This window comes from Paraglaciecola sp. G1-13, assembly GCF_055809255.1.
Map to the genome: position 1 here is coordinate 4,180,897 of NZ_CM147903.1, position 19,134 is coordinate 4,200,030.

Here is a 19,134-nt window from a genome sequence, read left to right on the forward strand (position 1 = left end):
TTTAAAAAAGTACCTTACCTTTCCCTTTTATGCAGTACAACGGTGAACGGGAGGTATAAGACTAATCAGGTTCACCTATTGCCTTTCCTATAGCTAGGCCATAAGATCGAGCCAGACATTCAGAGACTATATATTTATTATGCTAAAGCGATTTTTGTTCAGTGTTACCTGCGCCTTATTTTTGTTGCCTTCCATACAGGCAAGTGCTCAACAATCTCAGGGCGAAACCCAGTATATTTCAGACGATTTATTCACTTTTTTACATTCAGGTCCAGGTAGAAACTACCGTATTCTAGGCTCAGTTGTGGCGGGCTCTGAAGTCACAGTGTTACAAACAGACAGTGACAGTAATTATGTAGAGATCGTCGATGATAAAGACCGGACAGGTTGGGTCGACGGTGAATTTGTTAGTCCTCAAAAAAGTTTGCGTGAACTCGTCCCTGGCTTGCAGCAACAACTTGCCGATGCCACACAGAGCAATAACGCTCAACAAGATGAGAACGACAGTTTACGACAGCAATTTTCTGAGTTGCAGTCGCAAAATGACAGACTGACGAAACAACTTAAAACCTTGGAACAGCAAAACGCTGATTTTAGTCAGAAATTGGATGCGGCCGACCAAACTGAAAAAATGCAGTGGTTTACCCGTGGCGGTATCGTGGCGCTTATCAGCTTAATTCTAGGGGTTATAGTCGCTTATTTGCCCAAGAAACGACGCAAAAGTGATACTTGGATGTAGTTTATAATCAGCTAATGGAAGCCGCCAATGGGCGGCTTTTTTGCGTTATACCGAATAGAGTACCCACTTAAGGAATTCGTCATGCCCTCCGCGGACATATTGCTCTCTTTTGCCCTTGCTGCATTGTTACTCAGCCTTTCTCCTGGGCCGTCTAATTTGTACATAATGGCGCGCAGCATTAGCCAAGGGCATGTTGCGGGTATCGCGGCTGCAGGCGGAATGGCGGTTGGCTCGCTGGTATATGTGTTAGCAACGGCTTTTGGCCTAGCGGCAATCTTTATCTATTTTCCTCTGGCATTTATGCTATTGAAACTAGCTGGAGCTGCCTACTTGCTTTACTTAGGCTGGGTTTATTTGTTCAGCACTAAGCACAGTGATGAAAGCAAACCTAGAGTAACCATCATGACTATTCCACGCATTTTTATGCAAAGCATCATCGTCGAATTGACTAATCCTAAAACCGCATTGTTTTTCATCGCGTTTTTACCACAATTTATTCAACACGATGCTGGCTCAGTCATTTTGCAGTTTGCCATATTAGGTGGCATGTACGCACTTATCGCTTTTATGTGTGACATTTGCGTGGCAATGCTAGCTGGCAAATTGGGTTCGTGGCTTAACCAGCATCCCGCATTCGAGGTATGGCAGAACCGGCTTAGTGGTGGGCTCCTTTTATCGTTAGGAAGTTATATTGCGATAGATGAACTACTAATACGGGACTAACTTCATGACTACACTGAATTTTTAATATAAGGACTTACTAATGCAACTTTTAGCAAAATTACTGAAAGCCCTAAACTCGGACGATAGTCCTTGGCAGTTGGCTTTTGGCGTCATGTTAGGGATGATAATGGGGCTCACTCCATTCTTAGGCTTACACAGCATCATTATTTTATTCATTGTACTTTTTCTAAGAGTTAACCTTAGTACTTTCTTACTCGCTTATGCGCTGTTTTCCGGGCTTACATTAATGCTCAACCCCATGATGGCAAGTATTGGCGAATCCCTACTGACCTCAGCTAATTTAACCTCTATGTGGACCAGCTTATATAACTCCACATTTGGTCAAATTACCCAGTTTTACCACACACTTACCTTGGGAAGCTTATTGTTCAGTCTAATTTTAGCGCCGTTCATTTTGGTTATCAGTAAGATGTTAGTCGTGCAATATCGCGTGCGTTTCATGCAATGGGTGAACAAACTAAAACTGGTGCAGTTCCTCAAAAGCAGTCGTATATACCAAATTTATCAGACGCTAGGAGAATAACATGCAGAAACTTATTCGTTGGCCTGGGCTTATCGCCTTCTTTGTTGTCACCGGCCTTATTGCTGCCATTCTCATCGTATTCCTCGATTTGTGGATAAAACTTGCAGCCATCAAGAGCTTGGAATCAACCACCGGGGCGGAAGTTAATATAGCTCAAGTGAGTCATACCTTCTCACCATTTGGCGTGAGCCTCACGGGGGTTCAATTAACGGATCCGGCTACGCCTAGCCAGAATCAAGTCCAGGCAGATGAAATCACCGCACAAATCGAGCTAGCACCTCTACTTCTGCGTAAGGTTATCATCGATGATTTAACGGTCAGTGGGGTGCAGTTTGCACAACCTAGGGACTCAGAAGGGGCCGTGTATCGCACCGCCAAGGCGGCGATTAAGGAAGAGTTACAAGAAGCATTCGATCCTAAAAATTTACCCAGTGTCGATGAAATACTAGCGAAGTCGCCTTTAAAAACCACGAAAGCAGTGGAAGAAACTCAAGCCGCTTATAAAAAGCACAGCGAAATATTGAAACAAAAGTATGCACAACTTCCAAGCAAAGACGCGTTAGAAAACTACAAAAAGCGCGTTGAAGTCATTACCGATACGGACTATAAAAACCCCCTTGAATTAGCGAAAGCCAAAGAAGAGTTTGATGCTTTGCGTGCAGAGATTAAAGCGGACAAAGCTAAGATCACCGAGTTTAAAGATGCTGTAAGTGATGCAAAAAACGATATGGCTCCACGCCTTGCTGAACTCAAGGCAGCCCCAGGTGACGATTACGCTCAGTTGCAAGGGTTAATTGCCGGCGATGAGGGCGCAATTAAAGACGTTACCACTATGGTGTTTGGCGAAAAGGCTGGTGAATTCAGTCAATATGTATTGAGCGCCTATGATTTAGCGGCTCCAATGTTAGCAAAAAGCAAAGAAGAACAAGCCGAAGAAGAAGCCTACAATGGTCGCTGGGTGGCATTCGATGATACCGCTGCATTACCTGATTTTTTAGTCCGAAATGCGGATGTATCTGTTACTTGGCGCAATGAAAGTGTGCTCAGCGTGTGGCACGATATCACCAATGAGCATGACAAAATTGGTCGCCCTACTACCTTCAAAGTGGACTCAAGCGCAAGTTCGTTATGGCAATCACTGAAGTTAAATGGTGATTTCTGGCTAAATGAGGCTGGAGTAAAGGCCAATCAAGATTGGAATTTGCGTGGCTTAGCGTTATCAGATGTTTCACTGTTAAACCAAGAAAAGCTCTCTTCCACCTTGCTTGAAGGTTTGCTATCTAGCTCAGGTAAAGCCAGCATTGATAAAAACGTTATTTCAGGTACTGGCAATGCGGCAATAAGTCAGTTGGATTTATCTGCCACTGGCAGTAACAACCTAACAAACGTTATCGCTGAAACCTTGTCAGGCTTAAGCAATTTAACAATTAACGCTGATATCGGCGGTATTCTTGGCGATATGGATCTCAGCTTTAGTTCTGATTTAGACAAACAATTGGCCAAGGTCATGCTCAATAACTTAACGGGCGACCAAAGCAGTAAACTGGGTGAGCTTAAACAGAAACTCAACGCCAAAATTGAAGGCCCCTTGGGCGCAACCGATTCAGAAATGAGCCAGTGGCTGGATTGGGAAAAACTCGCAGATGGTGACTTAAGCAGTATGCAAAGCATGCTTGATAGTAAGTTGAACAGCGTGGTTGATAAGAAAAAAGAAGAGCTAACCGACAAGCTAAAAGATAAGTTAAAAGGAAAGCTGTTTAACTAAGCTGATGAATTAGTTGAATAAAAGCCCTTAAGGCTTAGCTGAGTGGCTAACCTTAGGGGCTTATACTAGCCGCGATGAAAAAACCTCGGCATAATACGCGCTGAACCGTTATTCCCTAACAACTAAACCATAAAAGGAGCTAAGCATAATGAAAGTAGTCCCCATACTCCTTTTCGTTCTGTTGGCTGCGCTGCAATATCGCTTATGGTTTGGTAAAAACAGTATTCCAGAGTACGTCGCCATGGAAAAATCAGTGGCAGAGCAAGCCGAGCAAAACACTGAGCTATTGCAGCGTAATAATTTGCTCAAAGCTGACATTCAAGACCTAAAAGTAGGTCTGGAGGCGGTTGAAGAGCGAGCAAGAAACGAACTTGGCCTCATTAAGCAGGGCGAAACCTTCTATCGAATACTCCCAAGCGAAGAATAGAAAACTATGTCAACTGCTCCCCTGTACACCGTTGTTGTGCCCGCTGCAGGAATAGGTCAACGTATGCAAGCCGACAGGCCCAAACAATATTTGACCATAGCCGGCAAGACCATTTTGGAGCACACCCTAGAGAACCTGTACGCTCACCCTCAAATTGAACAAATCATTGTCGCGATAAACCCATTAGATCAATACTTTGACAGCTTGCCCATTGCTAGCAAAACCTGGGTAAAGCGGGTTGATGGTGGCGGTGAACGCGCAGACTCAGTTTTAGCAGGCCTAAACAGCATTCAAAACGCTGATTGGGTACTCGTGCATGATGCCGCGCGCCCTTGCCTCGCCCAAGACGACTTAAGCAAACTATTGGCCACGGCCGAGCATTCAGAGCATGGCGCGATCCTCGCCTGCCGTGTGCGAGACACGATGAAACGCGGAAATTCGTCGCACGATATATTGCACACTGAGAGCCGTGACAATCTATGGCACGCTTTAACACCGCAGTTTTTTCCGTTAGATGCGCTGCGTAGCGCTTTGGGCCAAGCAATGGCTCAAGGCATAGAAATTACCGATGAAGCCTCTGCCATAGAATGGATGCAAGGTAAGGTACATTTAGTTGAAGGGCGAAGCAGTAACATTAAAGTTACCCAACCAGAGGACTTACATTTGGCCGAATTTTATCTACAACACAAGGCAACTTTATGAACTTACGTATAGGTCACGGTTACGACGTGCATAAATTTGGTGATAGCGGCCCCATCACGATTTGCGGTGTGAAGATTGATTACGAGCAAGGCTTACTGGCTCATTCTGACGGAGACGTCGCCCTACACGCGCTATGTGATGCACTGTTGGGCGCGTTAGCCTTAGGCGATATTGGTGGTCACTTCCCCGATACTGATGCACAGTTTAAAGGTGCAGATAGCCGTGCATTATTACGCCACGTAATGACGCTCGTTAATGAGCATGGTTACGAGATAGGCAACCTTGATTTAACCATAGTCGCTCAAGCGCCCAAAATGGCGCCGCATATTCAAGCCATGCGTGAAAACATCCGCCAAGACGTAAACGCGCAATTAAACCAAGTGAATGTAAAAGCCACTACCACTGAAAAGCTTGGCTTTGCCGGGCGAAAAGAAGGGATCGCGTGCTATGCGGTGGTGCTATTGAACAAAAGCATAGCGGCATAATTGAATGCAAATTAACCATTGGCGGTACCTAAGTAGCAAGCCCGAATCAACTGGCATATTCAAACAGCAACCTGATGATTTTGTGGTGCAAGAAATTCTCGGTTATGAGCCTGTCGGGGAAGGCGAACATATTTATCTGTGGGTACGAAAAGAAGGTTTAAATACCGCTTATTTGGCGGAGCAGATCGCCAAGTTTGCTCAGCTACCACTGCGCGCCGTTACCTACGCTGGGCGCAAAGACAAACACTCAGTTAGCGAGCAATGGTTTGGTGTGCACAAACCCGGTAAAGCAGAATATGATTGGTCGGCGCTGAATGTACCTGGTGCCACCGTACTCAAAGCTATTCGTCACAATAAAAAGCTGCGAACTGGTGTATTAAAAGGTAATAAGTTTACTATTTTGATGCGCGACGTTACCCCCAGCGACGACTTAGCACAACGCATTGCGCAAGTGAGCCTGTCAGGTGCCCCTAATTACTATGGCCCCCAAAGATTTGGTGATAGCCGCTATGATCCCAAGGGCAGTAATTTGGTGCTTGCTGAAAAAATGATTAACGGTGAAGTTATTCGCAACCGTAATAAGCGCTCAATGGCTATCTCGGCATTACGTTCTTGGTTATTTAACGAGGTACTGAGCGAACGTATCAATGCAGGGGATTTTGCCCAGCCCTTAGAAGGCGATGTAATGTCTTTAGCGGGCAACGCAAGCTATTTTGTTAGCGATGATATCGACGATACCATCAAGCAACGCTTAGCCACACGAGACATAACCATATCTGCACCTTTGTGGGGTAAAGGCGAGCTTGCGTCCACCGGCTCAGCATTAGCATTTGAAAAAAGCGTTGTCATGAAACACCCCAAGATAACGCAAACGTTAGCCAGTCTAGGCTTGGAGCAAGAAAGACGTCCTATTGTTTTATACCCAAGCAACCTGACATGGGCGTGGGAGCAAAATAATCTGCGCATTGCGTTTGAATTACCTGCTGGCACATTTGCCACGTCAGTTTTGCGAGAAATTTTAAATGTCGAATCTGTCGATACGGGGCCCAGCGAATGAGAATTTTACTCAGTAACGATGATGGCGTTTTTGCTCAAGGCTTAGCTGAGTTATATAAGGAGCTAAAAGAAGACCATGAAATTACGGTCATTGCCCCTGATCGTAACTGCAGCGGCGCAAGCAATGCATTATCGCTTCAACAACCTTTGCGTATGGAACAAATGCAAAGTGGTTTTTATGCGGTCAATGGTACTCCCTCAGATTGCGTGCATGTTGGTGTGAATAGCTTTTTACAGCAGGACCCGGAGTTAGTTATCTCTGGTATCAATCATGGTGCTAATTTGGGTGACGACGTTATTTATTCTGGTACGGTAGCCGCCGCCACTGAAGGAAGGTACATGGGGTTGCCCGCCATTGCGGTATCGCTATGTGCCCACACCAGTGATAACTTTGTTAGCGCAGCGAAATTTGTGCGCCGTATAGTTACCCACTTGCAAGCACATCCCTTGCCAGCGGACCAAATTTTAAACGTTAATATTCCTGATTTACCCTATGGCGAGATAAAAGGCATAAAAGTAACCCGCCAAGGAAGACGCCACAGAGCAAAGACGATGATAAAGGACACCGACCCAAGAGGGAAAACCATCTTTTGGTATGGCCCTGTGGGCGAAGAACAAGATGCAGGGCCAGGGACTGACTTTCACGCCATAAGTGAAGGCTTTTGCTCTGTCACTCCCTTATCAGTAGATATGACCGCTCATCAATCTCTTGAAGATGTGCGACAATGGATTACAAAAATATAATGATTAGAAACAGCATGATGAGGGTTTATCGTCATTATCGCTGTTCAGCATTTGGTATTAATCACACACACATTGGATAGACAGTTACATGAGAGTTTCTTCACGCAAAGGGGAAAGCCTAGCCCATCTGTTAAAACAAGAAGGCATAGTCAATGCTTCAGTCCTAAATGCGGTGGCTTGTACGCCCAGAGAATTATTTTTGCCTGACGCGTTACGCCATAAAGCATATCAAAATACCGCTTTACCGATTGGTCAAGGTCAAACCATTTCTCAGCCTTATATTGTAGCGAAAATGACAGAGTTATTGTTGGCCTCAAGCAATGCACCAAAGGCGGTACTGGAAATTGGCACTGGCTCAGGTTATCAAACCGCTATTTTGGCTCAGCTGTTTGATAAAGTGTTCAGTGTTGAGCGCATCAAAAGTTTGCAATTTCAAGCTAAACGCAGAATGAACCAATTGGATTTACATAATGTCTCTATGAAGCACGGTGACGGTTGGCAAGGTTGGTCTAGTAAAGGGCCGTTTGATGCCATTATCGTGACCGCAGCGGCAAGCCAAGTACCTGCTAAATTGGTTGAACAACTGAATGATGGTGGTCGGCTTATTATCCCTGTAGGGGAACAAAGCCAGCAACTACATTGCATTACTCGCGTGGGTGAAGGGTTTAACGAACAGATAATTGAAGCGGTACGCTTTGTGCCTCTTGTAGCGGGTGACATTATTTGATTGCCTTCGTATTTAGCAAGTGGCTTAACTCGTAGCGCTGGGGGATCCCCTCATAGAATTGGTCTTCCTTCTTTGTGAACCCAGGTAATGTATTGGGCGATAGCCCATGTCATTTGGGCTGAGTTCATCCTGTAATCTTTTGCCCTTTTCCTGACTTCTCTGCCTAGTCTAATGATAGATAACACGCGCCGATGTCGAGTCGTGTTAGCTTGAAACTCTCTTTCCCAGTTTTGCTTCACGGCGATGATACCGAGTAACCGTAATAGCCATTCTGCGAGCATCGCAATCAGCAGTAATATGTCGAATCGTTTGGTACAGCGACTGTTGCTGTGACGAAGACCCATTCCGTATTGAGGGCTTTTAATATCACGGAAGGTTTCTTCTATTTGCATCCGTCTTGCATAAAGGGAAACCAGCTGTTTTGAGTTAAGTTTATCGTTCTCGGGAAGATTAGTGGCGAGTAGCCAAGGCTCTTTGCTACCCGCACGATAGCTTTGCTGGGCGGTGTGGTTTCGACCTGCCTTTGAAGAGCGTTTATCCTTTCGATGTTTGGCCTTTGCTTTGTACAAATGCAGGTGTGCATGAAGCGGGCTTTTACGCCCCAACTCACCGCAGCCAAGGTATTTGGCGCGAGAATTTGCACTGGGGTAAAACGACTTATTACTTTGCCATGATGCTTGCCCATCACGCTTAAATCCCACATCTCCGCGCACTCGGCCTAGCCAGAACCATCCATGCTTTTCGACTTCTCGAAACCAAGGGTTACGATAGCCTGCATCGGTCACAATCAACGGGCAACAACCCGACGGCAGGATACTCGCCAACTCCCGTAAAAACGGATTATGACTAACAGGTGAATTGTATTCACCGAATGAAAATACGCGCTCATAAAGCGTGACAGAGCGCCCCTGAACACTGACCGATGCACGTAAGGTTAAATGCCTGAGCTGCTCACGCACATCAGACCAATCCACAAGAACAACCGGCATGGGGTTAGCGCCGCAAAGTAGCTTTGCGTGCCAACGATAGATGTCGAGCCGTTCATTATGTAGGTTGTTATTACCAAGCAGCCTGTCGATGCGTTTAATGTTGTGTTTCGGGGCCACGGAGCCTGAGATATTGCGTCCTAATTCGGTCAACGACAGTTGCTGACCATCTAGCAAAGATTGGGTGGCAACCATCAAAGAGGAAAGACGTTTGGCATGTAGATTAGGGCATTGTTTTTTAAGCAAATCGTGTAAGATATGAATATCACGCATGGTGTTGTTATCTAGTTGGTTTTTGGCGAAATTTATTAGATCAAATGGCGCTATGCGTGTCTATATTATTGTTTCTGCTCATAATTATGAGGGGATTCGTTAGCTCGTAGCGTTATGTAAAGAATAACTCGCTGCCTAAAAACTGAATTAATGACTGAGCAACCTCAGGGATAGACAAAAAATAATGCAAAATAAACGATCATGGCGAGACCATCTGGCCTTAGCCGCAAAAGGAATGGTAATGGGTGCAGCAGATGCAGTACCTGGCGTATCTGGTGGCACAATTGCATTTATCACGGGTATTTACGAAGAGCTCATTTACTCGTTAAAGCAATGCGGGCCAGAGGCGTTAAACGTTCTTTTTCGCCAAGGCTTTGCAGCGATGTGGAAGCATATTAATGGCGCTTTTTTACTGACGTTACTCATGGGCATTATGCTAAGCATCTTCACCATATCACGGTTGGTCTTATACTGGCTTGATGCCTACCCAGTGATGTTGTGGTCTTTCTTCTTTGGCTTAATATTGGCAGCAATTTGGTCCCTAGTACGGCATATTGAATCTTGGGATGTAAAAACTATCGCTTTCTTTGTCATGGGCACGCTTGCCGCGTATCTGATTACAATGATCCCCCCTAGTGCGATTGAACCGACTAAGTTATTTATCTTTTTATCCGGAATGCTTGCCATTTGCGCCATGATTTTACCCGGTATTTCAGGCAGCTTTATTTTGCTTTTACTCGGTATGTATACGCATATTCTAACTGCGGTGAAAGAGCTCGATATAGTGACATTGGCTCTGTTTGCCATCGGTTGCGTATTTGGGTTATTAAGCTTTTCTCGCGTATTGAACTGGATGTTTAATTCCCATAAAACACTCACGTTAGCGCTACTGGGCGGTTTTATGTTGGGTTCGCTGAACAAAGTATGGCCCTGGAAGCTGACTATAGAATCAACAGTAAACAGTCACGGTAAAACGATCCCCCTAGTGCAAGAAAATATATTACCCGGCACATTCGAGGTATTAACAAGTCAGCCTTCTTATCTATGGTATGCCATCGCATTGAGTCTATTCGGTGCTGGCGCAGTATTACTTTTAGAAAAAGTAGGCTCTGCCCCTCGGGAATAAGCTTGTTAACCTTACTTATCCACGTTGGCTGTATCAACAGATGAAAAAATCGTCTGGTTTGCTTATTTTTTCTTTTTGCATTTGTCTTACGGCTTGTTCAAGTCGCAAGGCGCCTGCGCCTATTGTTGAGATTTATCAAGGCAAAACCTTTCGGGATGTTAAAAAGTCGTCCTATAATGCTCATTCTTACACAGTGGAAAAGGGCGATACGCTCTACACCATTTCCTGGAAAAGTGGACAAGATTATCGAGATATTGCAAAATTAAACGGTATTCGACCTCCGTATAATATCTTCCCAGGCCAACGTTTAACGCTCAAAAAATCATCAGGGTCAATAGTTAAAAGGTCTAACAATGGCACTGGTCTGAGTTCAAATTCAAAATCAAATCAAGTAGTTGACCCCCCAAAAAAGCAGGCGTATGGTAAATCTAACGCCACTGTTACAAAAGAGGTAACTACCTCTTCCGGCAGTGAGTTTCCAAGTAAAATCGCAGCATGGCTATGGCCAACTAAAAACACCGTTACACGTGGTTTTTCTAACACGGAACACGGCAATAAAGGCTTAGATTTTAACGGAAACTTAGGTTCACCTATTTTGGCGACCGCTGCTGGCAAAGTTGTTTACACAGGGGATGCCCTGCGTGGATATGGAAAGCTAGTTATAGTGAAACACTCAGATTCATTTTTGAGCGCTTATGCCCATAACGATAGTATTCTAGTGAAAGAGCAACAGTGGGTTAGAGCAGGTCAAAAAATTGCGACTATGGGAAAAAGTGGTTCCGACACAGTTAAACTTCATTTTGAAGTGCGCTACAAGGGCCAGTCTATAGACCCGCTACGCTATCTGCCTAAACGATAATAACAATAAATAATTATAAAACTATCAGGAGATGTTTAGGAATTAGTATTAGCTAAGGAGTCACCATGAGTCATCAAAATAGCGCTACCATAGAGTTAGATTTAGTCGACGACATTGAAGAAGCCGTAGAAAAAGAATTAGTGAAGGCAGAGAAAGATTCTGAAGATAAATTCAAAGATATCGTCTCTAGCAAAGAAGCCCCTAGTAAAAATCTCGATGCCACCCAATTATATTTAGGCGAAATAGGCTTTTCCCCCCTTCTGTCTGCAGAAGAAGAAGTGTATTTTTCGCGCCGAGCCCTAAAAGGCGATGAAGCCTCACGACAACGTATGATCGTCAGTAACTTACGATTAGTGGTAAAGATCGCGCGACGTTATAACAACAGAGGTTTGGCCTTACTTGACTTAGTCGAAGAAGGTAATCTCGGCCTTATCCGCGCAGTTGAAAAGTTTGATCCTGAACGAGGATTTCGTTTTTCTACCTATGCGACGTGGTGGATACGCCAGACGATTGAACGGGCTATTATGAATCAAACCCGCACAATTCGCTTACCTATTCATGTCGTAAAAGAACTTAACGTATACCTACGTACCTCTCGCGAATTGGCGCAGAAGTTAGATCATGAACCCACAGCAGAGGAAATAGCTGAGGCGGTTCAAAAACCCGTTGCAGATGTCACTAAGATGCTGCGTTTAAATGAGCGTATTACCTCGGTCGATACACCCATCGGCAGTGAGAACGACAACGTTTTACTGGATATCATTGCTGACGATAACGGTCACGATCCTGAAGAAGATTTGCAGGACAAAAACGTCAAATTAAGTATCGTTGGCTGGTTAGAAGATTTAAATCCTAAACAAAGAGAAGTATTAGCCAGACGATTTGGGCTGTTAGGGTACGAACCTTCAACGCTAGAGGATGTTGGTGTAGAAATAGGGTTAACACGTGAGCGAGTTCGCCAAATTCAGGTAGAAGCTCTGCGAAGACTCAAGGATATGCTTGGTCACAAGGGATTAAGCTTGGAATCATTGTTTAATCAATTAGCCTAAAAAAAATGCTCCTAAATAAAAAATGCCGCTCTATCAAGAAGCGGCATTTTTTACGCGATATGCCCGAGTTAAACGGGAGGCGCGAAATTAGCAGTCGGTGTCGTCTGCATTCATTTTAGATTTAGCATCTTCACAAGTGTCTTCCATTGCATTAGCTGCATCAGTTTTCATCTCACTTGCTTTGTCTTTGCCTTTTTCCATCCACTCAGACGCTTTTTCCTTGCTATCTTCGTAGGCTTCAGAAGAGGCGTCTTTCGCGTCTTCGTAAGCGTCAGAAGCCTCTCCCTTAGCATCTTCATAAGCATCAGATGCTGTATCTTTAGCTTCTTCGTAAGCGTCTTTAGATTTCTCGCCAGCGGCTTCCATTTTCTCTTTGCTGGTTTGTACAGCTGAGTCCATCTTATCACCTGTTGTCGCTTCCTTCTTCTCGCTACAAGCTGCAAGAGATAATGACGCAACAAAGATCACCATAGCTGTTTTGGTAAATGTATTTTTCATTCTAGTTCCTTATATTTACGCTGCTCGAAAATTCAAGCGATTTAGTATGACTCTTACTAGGGTGCTCACGATGAAAGTGATTAACCCTAAGTAACAAACTACCTTTACAAGACCGTGCACGACTCCTTCTAACATAGCTACATTTCGCAATGTTACTAGTGCGGTCAAAGCACATACTATGATGACGAAGAAATACATGGTTGTCTCCTGTAATTTTTAGCAAACAATTTATTAACTGAAAAGTGAAAACTGCAAGCCGCTTTTCCTGTTACCTCATCGCTACTTAGTTTATCTATATTCACTTCAATGCTAGTTTCATGCCAGAACATAAGATATTGAAAAGTAGAAGGTATTAAGCGTTATAGGATGCTAATGATGTGTAAATGTGGGATATTGGCAACACAGAGTTACACATACAGCTACATTACATCTTGTTCTTATGAAGTCACTTTGACAGGATATATAACCCATGTTTAAACGTCTTACTCAACTAAGAGAATTTTTTCTATGCAAACCTCTCCTTCATCACACGATGGCTCAACGTACCGCTTAGTTTTCCCCAAAGTATGCAAAGCTAAGGATGTTATTTCATGGTTACGCGAAGGAAAACACCAATTCAAGCGAAACCCCGGCGCTTGGGTTACCTGTATTTTGATTTGGTTTGTTTTTTCCTTGGTAATGTCGGTCATCCCTATTGTAGGGCAAATAGCGGGCGGGTTATTAAATTACGTGTTCATTGCGGGGCTTATGCTTGGTTGTTATGAAGCCAGTCAAGGCAAAGAATTTACGAGTCAATATATGTTTGCGGGCTTTAAACACAATCTTTCTAAATTAGTTGGGTTAGGTTTTGTGAGCATGGTGCTTTCAGGCCTTATTATGTGGATAACGTTAGGAGACATGTATGTTGCCATGCTCAGTGGCGACGTAGATACGCTACCTGCTGATTTTGACGTTAATAGTTTGGCTATCTCTGCTTTAATCGCGACCTTACTGCTCATTCCATTGATGATGGGTCTGTGGTTTGCTCCGGTACTGATTATTCGTCATGATTTATCTGTGTTTGCAGCACTAAGACTCAGCTTCGTCGCCTGCTTCCTAAACACCCTACCCTTTTTCTGGTACGGGCTAATTTTAATTCCGATGTTTCTTTTTGGTATGTTTACCCTTGGTTTAGGTCTACTTATTGTCCTACCGGTAATTTTAGTGAGTATATACGCGTCTTATGTCCAAATCTTCTTAGAGCCTATCACTGGTGCTTCATTAGACGACGAATAAAAATATTGAATAGTATTTTTGAATTATCAGACGGCTCACAAAAGAGCCGTTTTTACTTTTGAAACCTTTTGTACCGTCATACCCGTCCCAGTAAAATAATTAATAGGGACTTGCGGGAAAGCCTGCTAGTATCTGCGCCCTTTTTTTAACGCGTCAAGGAACAAACATGTCTAAGTTTTTCTTCAAAGGCCGAATAGATCCCCGGGAAAAGTACCAGAGATTTGGCTACAACACTCAGCGAAAAACCAAGGTGGGCAGTGAAAATGCACCGCTACACATCTCGGTGCAAACCCACGAAAGGGAAGTCGAGCTAAAATCTGTTCTAGCTGAGCATAATCTGCATGCTGAAATCACCGTAGATGCTGATAAGCCTGAAAATACGATTCAACTCGATACCTTACTCAAATTACCAGGTACACAGACGTTCGTTAAAACCCCAAATAGAAACGACCCCTGCACCTGCGGAAGCGCTAAAAAATATAAAAAATGTTGTGGCTAAGCGAAGCCGCTAAGTCATCATTTAGCTGATCACAGGCAACGGTCAGCGAATCACAGTGCGCCTAACCAGTCCTGCAACTCGGTAGCAACAGACTTATTATGCTGGGCCAAAAACGCCACAAAATGATGTGCGTCGCGATTCACAATTCGCTCTAGGGGAAAACCAACTTCCTCAGCACACGCGCTACTTGAAGCATCATTCCCAATATCGTATGCCACATGTGCATCACTTGAAAACACCACCTTCCAATCGAGCTGGTCTGTCATCTCAAGTACCTGTTTGCAAATAGGGCCGCTGCCAGAACGCGAGCCTTTAAATGAGCTGTTATTCACTTCTAAAACCACATTGTTATCTTTTGCGGCTCGGATCACTTCACCTATATCAATGGGAAAATTAGGGTTCCCAGGATGGCCAATAATCTGTATGTCACCCGTTTCTATAGTGGTTATCATGGCTTGCGTATTTTGCGCTTTACCTGCTGGCGTAAAAACGGGCTCATGGAAACTCGCGATGGCAAAATCGAGAAAGGGATGAAGACCGTTTGGAATATCATGGCCACCATTGACCGGCATAATATTCGCTTCGATTGCGCGTAATATCGCAACGCCATCGACAAAACGCGGCAGAACATGGCGGTTACCGAAATGCCACGGATGAGGAGAGTCAGGCATCGACGGGCCATGTTCAGTGAGTGAGAACATTTGCATCCCTTTAAGTTTGGCCTGCACAGCGTACTCATGCACAGTGCTATACGCATGTGTGCTGGCGACCGTATGCGAGTGCGTATCAACCAATAACGTCATTTTTTCCTCCTGAGTTTTAATTTATGATAGCGGCTATCAATGACATTTTTCTTAAAATATCTAAAGAAAATGGCAATATGGTTATGCCTATTGGATCTCCCAATGGTGATATTTGAAAGTCACATTGAGGCGAAACCATAATCCTCAATTAGCAGACTATATTACCATAGCGACTTAATTTGCTTATGCTTGAAGCGTGTCTAGATATTTCCGCTCGCTTATGCTTTGTGACAGAGCTTGCTTGAGACTAATGAAGTAACCTGCTTACCGGCGCACGCGATAAAACGAAGAAATATCAACGAGCAGCGGAATATTTTTAAGCTATTTAATCACTCATTTTTTTAACACTATGCACATTATCACAGAGGTTCTCATGGACAAATTTATGCAGGCGGCGATTGACGAAGCAAAATTGGGCTTAGCAGAAGGCGGGATCCCCATTGGTTCAGTACTTGTACACAATAATAAAATTATCGGACGAGGTCACAACAAGCGCGTGCAAAGTGGCAGCCCAATATTGCACGGTGAGATGGATGCGCTTGAAAATGCGGGGCGCCAATCAGCACGCGTTTATAAAGAATCGACGCTCTACACCACATTATCACCTTGCAGCATGTGCAGCGGCACCATTCTACTTTACGGTATCCCAAAAGTAGTGATTGGAGAAAATCAAACGTTTATGGGCGAAGAGTCTCTTTTGACCTCCCGCGGGGTGAACACTCAGGTACTGCATAATCAGGAATGCATCAGCCTGATGAATGATTTCATTCGTGATAAGCCCGAACTGTGGAACGAAGATATCGGCGAATGAGCCTCCGAAATCTCCATTGAGAGTAAAAAAAAAGACTTCAAGTTAAAAATATTTTACACAAAGTTTGATTTAACATATATTCTATCCCCTACAATGTTACAAGGTGAGCGGATATGTCATATACAGAGAAAAGCATTTGGGTATCGCTGATATCTACAGTATGTATTTTTGGTTATTATTTTATCAGTGTTTTGAGCCTAGGCTCGATGCCCTCAGAGCAGGCAAACAGTGCTGCGGTTCAGCTATTATTTCAAGCGGTTGTCACAACAGTAGTAGTAGAAATTATTCTGCATAGTGTCATTGCGATATGTAACCCAAGCGATGCGCAACAGCCTGCTGATGAACGAGATAAATTGTACAAAATGAGAGCGAACAGCGTTGGCTATCGCATACTTATTTTGGGTGTTATGTTGACCTTAGGTCATATATTATTAGGATCGTTTATTCCTGAATTTAAAAGCCAAAATGCAGTCGCTACTTTTCCGCTTTTAAGCGCATATATTTTATTTTTCAGTTTTATTATTTCCGAAGTGGCACGCTATTCGAGCCAAGTATTTTTCTATAGAAAAGGTGCCTAAAGTGGCAAATGTTCCAATCAAAAATAAGATCCGAGAGTTACGTTTTTTTGCTGATGAAATGACCCAAAAAGAGTTGGCAGAATTGGTCGGGGTGACCCGCCAAACGATCATGGCAATCGAAAAAAGTAAGTATTCACCAACCTTAGAGGTTGCCTTCAAAATTGCCGAAGTATTTGGTCAGTCGCTAGAAGAAGTTTTTCAATACGAAGGGTAAAAAAAAGCAAAGGTTAGTGTGCACTAATCTTTGCTTAAGCCATTTATAACGAAGCGTTGTTTTTATCTAACTGACAGCAAGAAAGTAACCTTATTCTGTGCTGTCAGTTTAACTAACGAGAGTAAATCAATTAAAGTTAGTTAATGCTTACTTACTTTGGGCCCTTCCACTTCACTTCATATAAGTCTCGGCGGCGATCTAAGTAGTTTCTCACAGACCCTTCATTTTTAAGTTGTTTTAACTTATCAAAATCTAAGTCAACGATCAGCGTCATTTCAGTATTCGGCGTCGTTTCTGACACTATTGCATCATGGGGAAATGCGAAATCCGATGGGGAAAACACAGCTGTTTGACCGTATTGAATGTCCACGTTATCAACCTTAGGAAGGTTACCCACACTGCCAGCAATTGCTACGTAACATTCGTTTTCTATCGCCCTAGCTTGAGAGCAACGACGTACACGCAGGTAGCCATTTTTGGTGTCAGTCCAAAACGGAACGAATAAGATTTGAATATCTTGCTCTGCCAATAAACGGCCCAATTCAGGGAACTCAACATCGTAACAAATCAGTATGCCGACTTTACCAAAATCAGTATCGAATGCTTGTAATTGATTCCCCCCTTGCATGATCCAATCTTTTTTCTCATGCGGTGTCGGATGCAATTTATATTGGCTTTCAACACGTCCATCTCGGTGGCAAAAATAGCTCACATTATATAGTTCATTTTCTTCGATAACCGGCACCGACCCGGCAATAACATTTATATTATACGAGACAGCTAAACGTGAAATTTCGGTGAGGATTTCATCCGTGTAAGTGGCTAAATTCCAAATCGCATCGATAGATGTATCAGCCTGCTTAATCCCCATTAATGGAGCGTTAAAAAATTCAGGGAAAAGTGCGACGTCACATTTGTAATCTGACAAGGCATCCACGAAATATTCAACTTGCTGGAGCAACTCAGGCACATCATTGAAATAACGCATTTGCCATTGAATACATCCGATACGCGCTGAGTTGCGCTGGCTACCCAACAACTCAGGCTCTTCAGGGTCATAGTAAATATTGTGCCATTGAAGCAGCGTAGCGTAACCACGAGACGCTTTATCCTCAGGGAAATACGCTTTAAGTAATTGTTTTACTTCGAAGCCATTGGACAATTGGAAGGTTAAAATTGGATCGTGAATGTCTTTTGATTTGACTAACTCAACATATTCATATGGTGACATCTGCGCTGCATACTTGGTGTAGTTAGGAATCCGCCCACCAGCCACAATCGATTTTAAGTTTAGATTCCGGCACACTTCTTTGCGTGCTTCATACAAGCGTCGCCCTAATCGCAAGCCTCGATACTCAGGAGACACAAAAAGGTCTACGCCATAAAGCACATCACCCTTTGGATCGTGGGTAGACATATATGCGTCACCGGTAATGTCTTCATAGGTATGTTTATCACCAAATTTATCGTAATCGATTATCACTGAAATGGCGGCAGCGACAACCTTGCCTTTATCTTCAATACAGATTTGCCCTTCAGGAAAAACATTCAACTGCGATTGAAAATTTTTCAAAGGCCAGGCCCCACCAACTTGAGAATAGACGATGTCCATAAGCTCTTTTACGTCGGCATAATCATCTATGGTTAAATGGCGCAATTCCAAAATATGTTCTGGATCATCCATCGAGGGAGTTGAGCAATTATTGTCGTGCATAAGCGTACCGAGAGGCTCCGTTATAATAGGGATTGGTCACGAGATACAACCTGTACCAGCATGGAGGTTTCGTCAAGCAATGTTTATCATCTAGCGGCAATTCGAGACATCTGTTTTACCCACTCTTCAACTATTCTTGACCCAATGGGTCGAGTAGTTGAATAAACTGACGTTGCATTACATGACGAAGCAAATATTGAGGACAGCAATTAGTGAGCCATCCCGCGGTATTGCGCTCTTTTGGCTAACCTAATTCAACTTATTGGTTAATAACTTGCATTAGCTTGGCTAATAGGCTCGTTTACTTGGCCAAAGTCATGTGTATATGCGTGTGAAGATAGCGTAGAAAATAATGGTTTTATCCTACTTCACAGCGTAGTTTGTATGCTTCTATCACCTACTTAGTCAGCGACGAGTAAAGTGGTTATTCCTTGAGCGATTGAAGTTTTTAATAAAGTGTCTTCAGTGTCATAGCGTTGAAGAAATTTGTTCACTATAATGCGCGACTTTACAGTCCCGCAACTAGGTATTAATGGT

General features: G+C 43.6%; 22 protein-coding genes. 18 read left to right on the forward strand and 4 right to left on the reverse strand.

Going from position 1 to position 19,134, the window contains the following annotated elements:
* Window positions 1-139: 139 nt before the first annotated feature.
* The 10 genes from AC0L6N_RS17645 to AC0L6N_RS17690 all read left to right on the forward strand — a co-directional run bounded on the left by AC0L6N_RS17645 (window position 140) and on the right by AC0L6N_RS17690 (window position 7,912).
* A complete protein-coding gene (locus tag AC0L6N_RS17645; protein WP_011576560.1) occupies window positions 140-739 on the forward strand; it encodes a TIGR04211 family SH3 domain-containing protein in 600 nt (199 codons plus the stop codon).
* Between the two features lie 81 nt (window positions 740-820).
* Window positions 821-1,462 carry a LysE family translocator gene (locus tag AC0L6N_RS17650; RefSeq protein ID WP_011576561.1) on the forward strand — a complete coding sequence of 214 codons (642 nt, stop codon included), beginning with the start codon at window positions 821-823 and terminating at the stop codon, window positions 1,460-1,462.
* 40 nt (window positions 1,463-1,502) lie between these two features.
* Complete coding sequence (locus tag AC0L6N_RS17655) at window positions 1,503-2,006, forward strand: DUF2062 domain-containing protein (RefSeq protein WP_473476425.1); 504 nt, start codon at window positions 1,503-1,505, stop codon at window positions 2,004-2,006.
* 1 nt (window position 2,007) lies between these two features.
* Entirely contained in the window at window positions 2,008-3,771 is a 1,764-nt protein-coding gene (locus AC0L6N_RS17660) for a TIGR03545 family protein (protein WP_473476427.1), read from the forward strand.
* 148 nt (window positions 3,772-3,919) lie between these two features.
* Entirely contained in the window at window positions 3,920-4,198 is a 279-nt protein-coding gene (ftsB, locus tag AC0L6N_RS17665; RefSeq protein ID WP_011576564.1) for a cell division protein FtsB, read from the forward strand.
* A 6-nt stretch (window positions 4,199-4,204) separates the two neighbouring features.
* Complete coding sequence (gene ispD, locus AC0L6N_RS17670) at window positions 4,205-4,900, forward strand: 2-C-methyl-D-erythritol 4-phosphate cytidylyltransferase (protein WP_473476430.1); 696 nt, start codon at window positions 4,205-4,207, stop codon at window positions 4,898-4,900.
* Window positions 4,897-5,385, forward strand: a complete 489-nt coding sequence (ispF, locus tag AC0L6N_RS17675; protein ID WP_011576566.1) for a 2-C-methyl-D-erythritol 2,4-cyclodiphosphate synthase — start codon at window positions 4,897-4,899, stop codon at window positions 5,383-5,385. Before ispD ends, ispF begins: the two co-directional genes overlap by 4 nt.
* Window positions 5,386-5,389: 4 nt before the next feature.
* Entirely contained in the window at window positions 5,390-6,442 is a 1,053-nt protein-coding gene (truD, locus tag AC0L6N_RS17680; protein WP_473476433.1) for a tRNA pseudouridine(13) synthase TruD, read from the forward strand.
* Window positions 6,439-7,185, forward strand: coding sequence for a 5'/3'-nucleotidase SurE (surE, locus tag AC0L6N_RS17685; RefSeq protein ID WP_011576568.1), 747 nt, complete (start codon window positions 6,439-6,441; stop codon window positions 7,183-7,185). The genes truD and surE overlap by 4 nt, the downstream gene beginning before the upstream one ends.
* An 88-nt stretch (window positions 7,186-7,273) precedes the next feature.
* Window positions 7,274-7,912: a protein-L-isoaspartate(D-aspartate) O-methyltransferase gene (locus tag AC0L6N_RS17690; RefSeq protein ID WP_011576569.1), complete on the forward strand. Its 639-nt coding sequence runs from the start codon at window positions 7,274-7,276 to the stop codon at window positions 7,910-7,912.
* A gap of 50 nt (window positions 7,913-7,962) precedes the next feature.
* Here the strand turns inward: AC0L6N_RS17690 and AC0L6N_RS17695 are convergent, their stop codons facing one another.
* Window positions 7,963-9,171 carry an IS4-like element ISPat1 family transposase gene (locus tag AC0L6N_RS17695; RefSeq protein WP_473476437.1) on the reverse strand — a complete coding sequence of 403 codons (1,209 nt, stop codon included), beginning with the start codon at window positions 9,169-9,171 and terminating at the stop codon, window positions 7,963-7,965.
* Window positions 9,172-9,355: 184 nt separating this feature from the next.
* On the opposite strand from AC0L6N_RS17695, the gene AC0L6N_RS17700 reads away from it, so the two are divergent.
* From AC0L6N_RS17700 to rpoS, 3 genes are all read left to right on the forward strand, one after another.
* Window positions 9,356-10,297: a polyprenyl-phosphate transporter gene (locus tag AC0L6N_RS17700; RefSeq protein ID WP_473476440.1), complete on the forward strand. Its 942-nt coding sequence runs from the start codon at window positions 9,356-9,358 to the stop codon at window positions 10,295-10,297.
* A gap of 40 nt (window positions 10,298-10,337) precedes the next feature.
* A complete protein-coding gene (locus AC0L6N_RS17705) occupies window positions 10,338-11,156 on the forward strand; it encodes a peptidoglycan DD-metalloendopeptidase family protein (protein WP_473476443.1) in 819 nt (272 codons plus the stop codon).
* Between the two features lie 65 nt (window positions 11,157-11,221).
* Window positions 11,222-12,205: an RNA polymerase sigma factor RpoS gene (gene rpoS / locus AC0L6N_RS17710; protein ID WP_006994694.1), complete on the forward strand. Its 984-nt coding sequence runs from the start codon at window positions 11,222-11,224 to the stop codon at window positions 12,203-12,205.
* Between the two features lie 87 nt (window positions 12,206-12,292).
* Here rpoS and AC0L6N_RS17715 read toward each other — a convergent pair whose 3' ends face one another.
* Window positions 12,293-12,703 (reverse strand): hypothetical protein, encoded by a 411-nt coding sequence (locus AC0L6N_RS17715; RefSeq protein ID WP_473476446.1) that lies wholly within the window; start codon window positions 12,701-12,703, stop codon window positions 12,293-12,295.
* 507 nt (window positions 12,704-13,210) lie between these two features.
* Between AC0L6N_RS17715 and AC0L6N_RS17720 the strand changes: the two genes are divergently transcribed.
* Both AC0L6N_RS17720 and AC0L6N_RS17725 read left to right on the forward strand, forming a co-directional pair.
* Window positions 13,211-13,978, forward strand: coding sequence for a BPSS1780 family membrane protein (locus AC0L6N_RS17720; protein ID WP_473476448.1), 768 nt, complete (start codon window positions 13,211-13,213; stop codon window positions 13,976-13,978).
* Window positions 13,979-14,144: 166 nt separating this feature from the next.
* Window positions 14,145-14,477 carry a PBPRA1643 family SWIM/SEC-C metal-binding motif protein gene (locus AC0L6N_RS17725; RefSeq protein ID WP_473476451.1) on the forward strand — a complete coding sequence of 111 codons (333 nt, stop codon included), beginning with the start codon at window positions 14,145-14,147 and terminating at the stop codon, window positions 14,475-14,477.
* Between the two features lie 50 nt (window positions 14,478-14,527).
* Here the strand turns inward: AC0L6N_RS17725 and AC0L6N_RS17730 are convergent, their stop codons facing one another.
* Window positions 14,528-15,280, reverse strand: a complete 753-nt coding sequence (locus tag AC0L6N_RS17730) for a PHP domain-containing protein (protein WP_473476453.1) — start codon at window positions 15,278-15,280, stop codon at window positions 14,528-14,530.
* Window positions 15,281-15,653: 373 nt separating this feature from the next.
* On the opposite strand from AC0L6N_RS17730, the gene AC0L6N_RS17735 reads away from it, so the two are divergent.
* The 3 genes from AC0L6N_RS17735 to AC0L6N_RS17745 all read left to right on the forward strand — a co-directional run bounded on the left by AC0L6N_RS17735 (window position 15,654) and on the right by AC0L6N_RS17745 (window position 16,883).
* Complete coding sequence (locus tag AC0L6N_RS17735; protein ID WP_473476456.1) at window positions 15,654-16,091, forward strand: nucleoside deaminase; 438 nt, start codon at window positions 15,654-15,656, stop codon at window positions 16,089-16,091.
* A gap of 113 nt (window positions 16,092-16,204) precedes the next feature.
* Complete coding sequence (locus AC0L6N_RS17740) at window positions 16,205-16,669, forward strand: hypothetical protein (protein WP_011576578.1); 465 nt, start codon at window positions 16,205-16,207, stop codon at window positions 16,667-16,669.
* A gap of 1 nt (window position 16,670) precedes the next feature.
* On the forward strand, window positions 16,671-16,883 hold the full coding sequence (locus AC0L6N_RS17745; RefSeq protein ID WP_006992993.1) for a helix-turn-helix transcriptional regulator: 213 nt from the start codon (window positions 16,671-16,673) through the stop codon (window positions 16,881-16,883).
* Between the two features lie 151 nt (window positions 16,884-17,034).
* Here AC0L6N_RS17745 and AC0L6N_RS17750 read toward each other — a convergent pair whose 3' ends face one another.
* A complete protein-coding gene (locus AC0L6N_RS17750) occupies window positions 17,035-18,597 on the reverse strand; it encodes a bifunctional GNAT family N-acetyltransferase/carbon-nitrogen hydrolase family protein (protein WP_011576579.1) in 1,563 nt (520 codons plus the stop codon).
* Between the last annotated feature and the right edge of the window lie 537 nt (window positions 18,598-19,134).